Below are 8,423 nucleotides of genomic sequence, written 5' to 3' on the forward strand. Positions count from 1 at the left end.
GTTTTTTGTTATAATAACATAAATTGTAAGGAAAATTGGATAATGAAGAATCGAAAATGGATAATAATTTTATTACTAATCAGTAACTTGTTTGCTCTAAATTTACCAAAAAATTTTACTGCAGAATTTACCCAGTATATTTATCAAAGCAGTAAAAAACTGACTTACAGAGGCATTGTAATTATAAACAACAATCAGGTTTACTGGAAATATACCTATCCAAACATCAAAGAAATATGGATAAAAGATAAAGTTTATGTATACGAACCTGACTTAATGCAGGTTACCATCTCTAAAAAACCAAAACTTAATCTTTTTAAAATATTAAAAAATGCAAAAAAACTAAACAATAATCTTTATGTGGCAACCGCCGACAACAAAGAAATTTATTTTATTTATGACAAAACTTTAAAAAAAGCATATTACACTGACGATATAGGAAACAGGGTGGAAATTTATTTTAAAAAACTTAATAAAAATTTAAAAATTCCGCCACTTAATTTCCCAAAAAACATAGATTTTATTTATCAGAATTAAGCATCATGATATTTCTGAGTGATTTTATATAACTTTTTGATAAATGCAGCATGTTTATCATTATTGCATTAATATCAGCACTGACCTGTGAATTTTTAGAAATTAATTTAATTATGTCGCTTGCCTTTTTATAAGATTTTGCCAGCTGGTCATAAATTTTTTCTATTTCATCATATACATCATTACCGTTCAAATAATCAATAAACAAAACGGTGGCTTTTAAAATCTGATACCTTATATTTTGTAAAAATTCTTCAAGACCTTCTTCTTTATATATTCTGTCAATATCCCCTAACATATCTTTGATTGATTTGGCTGCGGTTGCAAGATACATCGTTTTTTTTAATAACTTCATAATTTCTTCATTTTGTTTTAAATGTGATATAAATTTATATATTTCACCCTCAATTTCTCTGATTTCTTCATAAAGTTTATTAAAATCCACATCAATCATATCCTGATTTTCTTCTAAAAGTTTATCTACCGGTTTATCTATTTTAGAAGGAGGGATGTAAATGGCAAGCAAGGCAAAATTACTGATTTTTTTAGAAAGTCTATCAATTTCTTTATTTAATGCGTCAATTGCTAAATTTGAAATATTGATATCAACGGAATTAATATACTTCACAACACTTCTTTTTTTATCTTTTATTATTTTTTTTAAACTTTTTGCATAAAAATCAATAAAAGGAAACCATATAATTACCCCTAAAACATTAAAAAGAGTATGAAAAAATGCAATTTTTAAGACATTATCCAATCCGTCTGTAAAATAAAGGGTAATATTTACTAAATATTTTATAAAAATAAAAGCTATAATCCCGATACTTATATTAAAAAGTACATGGGCAAGTGCCAGTCTTTTCTTATCTGAATTTCCTCCGATTGATCCTATCAGAGCAGTTACAGTGGTTCCAATATTTGCTCCTATTACAAAAGCAGATGCCATATTAAAATCAACAACCCCGCTGTACAAGGCACTCTGTATTATTGCTATTGATGCCGAACTTGACTGAATAATTGCAGTAATTAAAAAACCGAGCAGTAAAAAAACAATCAGCGGATAATTTTTATATTCATTTATATTAAAATTTTTTGAAAAAACCTGCATCGAATCTTTCATAATTTCAAGCCCATAAAATAAAAGCCCTACGGCAAAAAGTAAAAGCATTATTCTTTTTATTTTTTCATTCTCCACTAAAATACTAAATCCGCCAATACCGATAAAAAGATAAAAAAGAGGCATTAAATTTACTTCAAATCCGAAAACGGCAACAAGCCAGGCTGTAAAAGTTGTCCCTATATTCGCCCCGAAAATCACAGCAATAGCGTTTTCAAGATTTATTAATCCGACACCTATTAAAGAAAGGGTTATTAATGTGACAAAAGACGAACTCTGAAAAACGGCAGTAAAAAATATTGAAGAAAAAAAGGCTTTTATATTACTGCCAGTAAGTTTATTTACAATTTTTTTAAAAGATTTGGATGAAAGTTTTTTTAATATATCTTCAAACAGATATATTCCAAATAAAAAAAGTCCAAGTCCTGCAAAAGCTTCAATCATTAAAAAACTTTAAAAATTTTTTGTGAATTATACCGTTGCTTGCAACTATACATTTATCTTCAAACATATTAAAGCCACTTCCCTTTTCATTACTAATTGTTCCTCCGGCTTCTTTTAAAATAATAATTCCGGCACTCACATCCCACGGTTTCAAATTAATCTCATAATATCCGTCAAACCTGCCCTCGGCCACATAGCATAAATCAAGAGCCGCACTTCCAAAACGTCTGATATCCTGACATTTTGGCAGGATTTTTGAAAGCTTATCCACAACCCAGTTTAAATCGTCTTTGTTTTCAGCCCCGGAATAAGGAAAACCGGTAGCAATTAAAGCCCTCCCAAAATCACTAAATTCACTAACTTTTATTTTCTTTTTGTTTTTATAAGCACCTTTATTAGTTTCTGCATAAAAAAGTTCATCTAAAATGGGATTATAAACAATTCCAAATTTAGGCTTCTTATTTTCATATACCCCAATACTTATAGCACAGTGAGGTATCTGATGAAAAAAATTTGTAGTACCGTCAATCGGGTCGATTATAATGGAATTATTAAATTCTTCTTTTGTTGATTCTTCGGCAATAATTGAATATCCGAATTTTTTGAATTTATTTTTTAAAAATTCCTCTATCAAAACATCATAATTGGTAACCAAATCTTTTTTGCCTTTTAAATTTACCTGCTTTTTAGAATAAAAACCTTCTTTAAATATAACTCCGGCTTCTTTTACAATTTCAATAAATTCATTTATCATTTTTTACCTTTAACAAATATATTAAATAAACCAAAATTATCCCGCCCATTGAATAAATCAAAGCATATTTTTCACCGAAATTATGCCAAATTTCCCCAATAACCACAGCACCAACAGAAGCACTTATTGCAATTCCCCCGTAAAATATCCCATAAACACTTGCCTTATTAACCGCATTATCGGAAATATAACTTCTAAAAGAATTAAGGCTTGAAACTAAAAAAAGACCCAAAAACACAAACCCAAAAATAATAAAATTAAAATATAAAGATAAAATTGCCAAAAATCCGCTTAAAAATGAAAAATTTAAAACTTTATAATATCCCACTTTATCAATCAACACACCAAAATAATAACTTGTAACAGTCTGGGTGAAATTAAGTAAAATCACCAAAAGTGGAATTACTGCCATGGAAAACCCGGCTTCTTTTGCTTTTATTATAAAATATTCATTACTATACATAAAAAACAAAAAAACAAAATAGATAAATAAAAGAGGCAGAAGATTTTTGTCACGACTTAAATCAAATTTCTGCTTTTCTTTTTTCTGAGAAGGCACATCTTTTACAAAAAAAACAACTATCAAAACAGCAAAAATTCCAGGAATTATTGTAGAGAGAAAAATTTTTTTAAAGACTTCCGCATTCTCACCCATATATTTTAAAACAAAAAATATTATTATCGCCCCGCTCATCTCCCCCGCAATATCAAGCATTTTATGAAAACCAAAACTTCTGCCGCTCTTAATTCCTGCATAAAAAGATATTAATCTATCTTTTGGAGCGGTTCTGACAGCTTTTCCTATTCTCTCAAGCCCTCTTAACAAAGCAACACTTTTCCAAGTTCCGGCAAATGCCAAAAGAGGTTTTGTAACAGCCGATATTAAATATCCAAATACAACCAAAGGTTTTACGATTTTATACCTGTCACTGATTATTCCAAAAATTATTCTGAAAAAATAACTGACAAACGTGGCAACAGCAATAATCATCCCAAGCTTATCAACTCCGTCATTTAAAATATAAACAACATATAAAGGCAAAATGGTAGTTACCATAGAGCTCGCCATATCTGTGAAAAAACTGACAAACCCAAGGGATATTATATTTTTATTCATTTTTTAGCTTTCTGATATTTATAATAAATAAAAATAATTACTGCTAAAATTATTAAAGTAATAACTGTAATTTCCATTAAATACTTATGAATAAGCTCCTGGTTTTGGCCGATAAAATATCCAAGCCCGACCAAAACCAAAATCCAAATCAAACTTCCAAGTGCTGTAAAAAAACTGAAAATCAATCCGTTCATCTTGGCAAGTCCGGCAGGAAAAGAGATATACTGCCTAACTCCCGGAATAAGCCTTCCCGAAAACATGGAAATGTGTCCGTGCTTTTCAAAAAAAGTATCCAGTTTATTAAGTTTTTTACTATTTATAAATTTTTCTAAAAATTTCCTGCCATATTTATCTGCAAGCAGATAATTAAACCATGCTCCGGTGAGTGCGCCTAAAATTCCTGAGACAACAACCAAAAACAAATTCATCTCCCCCTTGTAAGCCAAATATCCGGACGGTATCATAACAATTTCACTTGGAAAAGGGAAAAATGAACTTTCAAGAAACATTAAAATAAATATGCCTATATAACCCCAGTTTCCGATTGTATCTATCAAAAAATCAACTATCGATTCCATATTTTTTCCCAAAATTTTTTAAACTGCTCTTTATAAGGTTTTATAAAGAAAACAACTTTTTCTTTAAATATTCTAAATTTTTCTCTTAAACTAATAAAAACAGGATTTTTTTCTATTTTTTCATATAAAAAATATCCAAACTGGATGATTTTATATTTCATAAGTCTATTTTTATTTCTTCTAAAAATATCAACACTCGGTATATAAATAATTATCTTAAAAATATAAAAAAGCCCTCCTAAAATTATATGACCTTTTGCAGTTAAAAATACTCCGAATGTAGCTGAAGTTTCGGCTAGAATTACAATACATACAAAAGAAAGCATTAAAATTAAATCATTGCTCTTTTCAATAAATTCCATTAGTTTTTCATAAAAATGGAAATTTTTTACAAATAAAAGGAGCTTTTTAGCACTCTTAATTACTATTTCTTCAAATAAAAACCATAAAAAGAAAAAAAGATATTCTATAAATTTTTTTAATTTTTTAATTTTGAACCCCTAAGAAAATTTAAACATTATAACCGAGTTCTCTTGCAACTCTTTTAATATTTTCAAGTCTTTTTTCAACAGGCGGGTGTGATGCAAAAAGTTCGCCTAAAAATCCAACAATCCCAAATGCTTTCATCTCAGCCGGAAGCGCCACCTGTTCTTTTGGAATCTGACCTAATTTTGCAAGAGCATAATAAATTCCCTCTGGTCCATCTATTCTAACAGCCCCAGCATCAGCTTTATATTCCCTGTATCTGCTAAACCACATTGCAATCATTGTTGCAAATATACTCAAAACTATTTCAAGAGCAAAAGAAATAGCTATATAAGCAAAAGGATTTACATTTCCTTCTTCATCTTTCGGTGCCACTATGTTTGCAATCAAACGGGAAATAAAAAACACAAGAGCGTTTAATACCCCCTGGACTATTGTCATAGTTATCATATCCCCGTTTTTGATATGGTTAATTTCATGTGCTATTACCCCCTCAATTTCTTTTGTATCCATCATATCAAACAAACTTGTGGATACAGCCACAAGAGAATTGCTTTTACTAGGTCCTGTGGCAAAAGCGTTAGGAGGTCCGTCAAACACACCTACTTCCGGCATCGGAACACCTGCTCTCTCTGCCAGTTTGGCCACAGTATTTACAAGCCATTTTTCAGCTTCGGTTGTCGGAGTTTCTATAACCCTGACACCCATACTTATTTTTGCCAACCATTTTGAAAGAAGAAGCGAAATTATACTTCCGCTGGAACCCACAATCACTGACAATATAGCAAGACCGCTGATGGTTTGAGGGTCTAACCTTACATGAAAAATTATTTCAATAATAAAAATGGAGAGATATATTGAAGCCATAACTGCCAGATTCATTATAATAAACATTAATATTGCCATTTCTCCTCCTAAAAAGTTTTTTAAATTATACAGAATTTCAGTTAATTCTGGATGATTTTCTAATCATCAGATAATAAATAGTGACTGTGGGCACCGTTACATTAAGGACAGTTACTATTATCATTAAAACACCAAGATTTGAATAATCCTGAGGGACAATAACTTTTCCATTTTCCACAACCTCTCTGCTTACCACAAATATTTCATTTAAATATTTAGTAAGTATTCCCCCGGCAGTTAAAGCCAAATTCATAAGACTTGCCATTAATGCAAACCATGTGGCCCTTTTACCCTCGGGTGCATAAATAGCAATAAGTGTTAAAAGCGGAATCATACTAAGCTGGGCAAAAGGTGATTCAACAGCAGTGTCAATTATTGCCACTGTTCTTGGAGAAAGCCCCAAGGCCTGAGGAATTCCGTAATATAGTCCGATAATTGGTAAAAACAGAATTGTAGTTATGATTGTTAACCACAAAAGTGTATAATGAGCGGGTTTTTTGGCTATAAAATCACTAAAAAGCCACATTCCAAGGATTGAAAGTACTGCTCCAATCTGGGCCAAAGTACCAAAAAACGCTTTGTCAAAATGCAGTACGTCTATTTCCCACCACTGAAGCCCGGGACCGACACTAGGCATAGCACGGTAAATAAAAATCACAATTGCCGTTTTTATAATAAATTTTCTTTTAACTTCATCAATCTCTTTTAAAACAATACTTAACATATAACTTATAATCGCTAAACTCACCACAAAAATAATATCCTGTGAATGTTTGAAAAAAATTTTTAATATTTTATTATGCCAATCCTGATATTCCGCATATCCCATCAAAACAACAAATACGGCAAATAAAAGACCCCCGCACAATATTTTGCAGTTAATAGGACTTGGCTTTGCAATATCAAGTTTTACAACGGTTACACCGATTATTGAAATAAGGGGAATTATTAAAGCAATTTCAAATACTGTTTCATACGGTAAAACTTGAGCCAGCCAACCTGAAAGCCCGGCCACCATCACACCGGCAAGTGAAATAGCAAGACGCCCCAAAATCTGCACGTAAGCCAGTTCTTCTTCCACTTTTTCCTGCGGCTGGTTCCTGTCAACCACCTCCGTACTCATTGTATCGGCAACAACATCCTGCAAAACAAATCCGATAACGGTTAAAAATGAAGCTATAATATAAACATTGTCTTTAGAAGAAAATTTTGCCCAATCATGGTTTCCTGCAAGGCCTATTAATAAAACTGTCCCTGCTGCAATAAACCCAGCTCCTATATATACATAAACCCTTCTTTGAGAACCAAGTATCGGAACACTGTCAACCAGTTGACCAAACACCATTTTTATGGTCCATGGAATGCTCAACCAAACTCCAAGGGAAATTAAAGCGGCTGCTGAGAGATGAAGCTCCTCTTTTACCCAAAATGTCTCAGCAACCCCACTTATCCCGCTTGCCCCGTATGCAAAATAAACCATCAAAAGCGGAAGATATTTTAATTTAAAATGTTTAATAGGATTTAGTAAAGAATTTTTTATAGTATTTTTAATATTAATCAAATTTGTCCCTTTAATAAAAATAACTGAAATTAAATTATAATAAAAAAAATTTATTATAAAGTAACAATATATGAAAATTTCTAAATGTAAATTTTTTTCTATAATTAAATTACATTTAAAAAAATTTTTCATTTACACATAAAATACAAATATTTGAAAAATTTAATTTTAACAAACACTAGCAAAATTAAAAATCATTATTATAATTAAAAGAAAGAAAAAAAGAGAGAAGTTCAACTTAGAATTTCCAGTTAAATTTCATTTCTGCCTGATTGTTTCTGAAATCACTTCTTCCCTCGAAGTTATATCCGATATTTACAGAAAATGTATCTGTAATATTTCTGTTGTATCCAACTCCAGCATTGTATCCGAATCTTGACATTTTAATACCTTTGGCTGTAAATGTAGCCCCGTTTGCCCCTGCATATGAAGCTGTAACTGTATTGTCATCATTTATAACTGCATAATTTACACCTACATTTAATTTAACTTTTGAAGTGTTGTCAATATTGTAATTGAATACACTTCCCGCTTTTGCAAACAAGAAGTCTCTGTCAAATGAATCAACATGTAAATTTAATCCTCCTGCCCCATTCTCATCATATGAAGGATTGTGGTAATGTACATAATCCATTCCTACACAAGGAACTGCCCTGATATTGTCATTTATATCATAAACCCTTGAAACTTTTGCATTCGCATTTATGCTGTAAGCTGTATAATCCGCATGCGCTGTCAAATCTGTTGTAGCTATATGTCTGTCTGATTTAACATTATAGAAATTGATTCCTACATTTCCTCTTAGTTTTGTATCATTATCCAACAATGTGGAACCGTATGCTGTCAATCCAAATGTATCTATATCACTCTTCTGGTCTATATCATTTACTTCTTGATCTGTATTTGCATAAGTAAATGCC

At 31.0% G+C, this 8,423-nt stretch carries 9 protein-coding genes; 1 reads left to right on the forward strand and 8 read right to left on the reverse strand.

Annotated elements, in window-relative coordinates:
- Positions 1-42: 42 nt before the first annotated feature.
- A complete protein-coding gene (gene lolA / locus LNAT_RS08035) occupies positions 43-537 on the forward strand; it encodes a LolA-like outer membrane lipoprotein chaperone (protein WP_096260098.1) in 495 nt (164 codons plus the stop codon).
- Here lolA and LNAT_RS08040 read toward each other — a convergent pair.
- The 8 genes from LNAT_RS08040 to LNAT_RS08075 form a co-directional block, all read right to left on the reverse strand.
- Positions 521-2,101, reverse strand: a complete 1,581-nt coding sequence (locus LNAT_RS08040; RefSeq protein ID WP_096260099.1) for a Na/Pi cotransporter family protein — start codon at positions 2,099-2,101, stop codon at positions 521-523. The genes lolA and LNAT_RS08040 overlap by 17 nt on opposite strands.
- On the reverse strand, positions 2,094-2,855 hold the full coding sequence (locus LNAT_RS08045) for an inositol monophosphatase family protein (protein ID WP_096260100.1): 762 nt from the start codon (positions 2,853-2,855) through the stop codon (positions 2,094-2,096). Before LNAT_RS08045 ends, LNAT_RS08040 begins: the two co-directional genes overlap by 8 nt.
- Complete coding sequence (locus tag LNAT_RS08050; protein WP_096260101.1) at positions 2,845-3,972, reverse strand: MFS transporter; 1,128 nt, start codon at positions 3,970-3,972, stop codon at positions 2,845-2,847. Before LNAT_RS08050 ends, LNAT_RS08045 begins: the two co-directional genes overlap by 11 nt.
- Complete coding sequence (locus tag LNAT_RS08055; protein ID WP_096260111.1) at positions 3,969-4,550, reverse strand: DedA family protein; 582 nt, start codon at positions 4,548-4,550, stop codon at positions 3,969-3,971. The genes LNAT_RS08050 and LNAT_RS08055 overlap by 4 nt, the downstream gene beginning before the upstream one ends.
- The gene (locus tag LNAT_RS08060) at positions 4,538-4,912 is read right to left on the reverse strand and encodes a hypothetical protein (protein WP_096260102.1); all 375 of its coding nucleotides are present in this window, start codon (positions 4,910-4,912) and stop codon (positions 4,538-4,540) included. Before LNAT_RS08060 ends, LNAT_RS08055 begins: the two co-directional genes overlap by 13 nt.
- 148 nt (positions 4,913-5,060) lie before the next feature.
- Entirely contained in the window at positions 5,061-5,942 is an 882-nt protein-coding gene (gene htpX / locus LNAT_RS08065) for a protease HtpX (protein ID WP_096260103.1), read from the reverse strand.
- 37 nt (positions 5,943-5,979) lie between these two features.
- Positions 5,980-7,503, reverse strand: coding sequence for an MFS transporter (locus tag LNAT_RS08070; protein WP_096260104.1), 1,524 nt, complete (start codon positions 7,501-7,503; stop codon positions 5,980-5,982).
- Between the two features lie 238 nt (positions 7,504-7,741).
- A partial coding sequence (locus LNAT_RS08075) for an autotransporter outer membrane beta-barrel domain-containing protein (RefSeq protein ID WP_143471335.1) occupies positions 7,742-8,423 on the reverse strand: 682 nt, incomplete at its 5' end.

Origin of the sequence: Lebetimonas natsushimae (assembly GCF_002335445.1) — a bacterium.
GTDB classification, from domain to species: domain Bacteria; phylum Campylobacterota; class Campylobacteria; order Campylobacterales; family Nautiliaceae; genus Lebetimonas; species Lebetimonas natsushimae.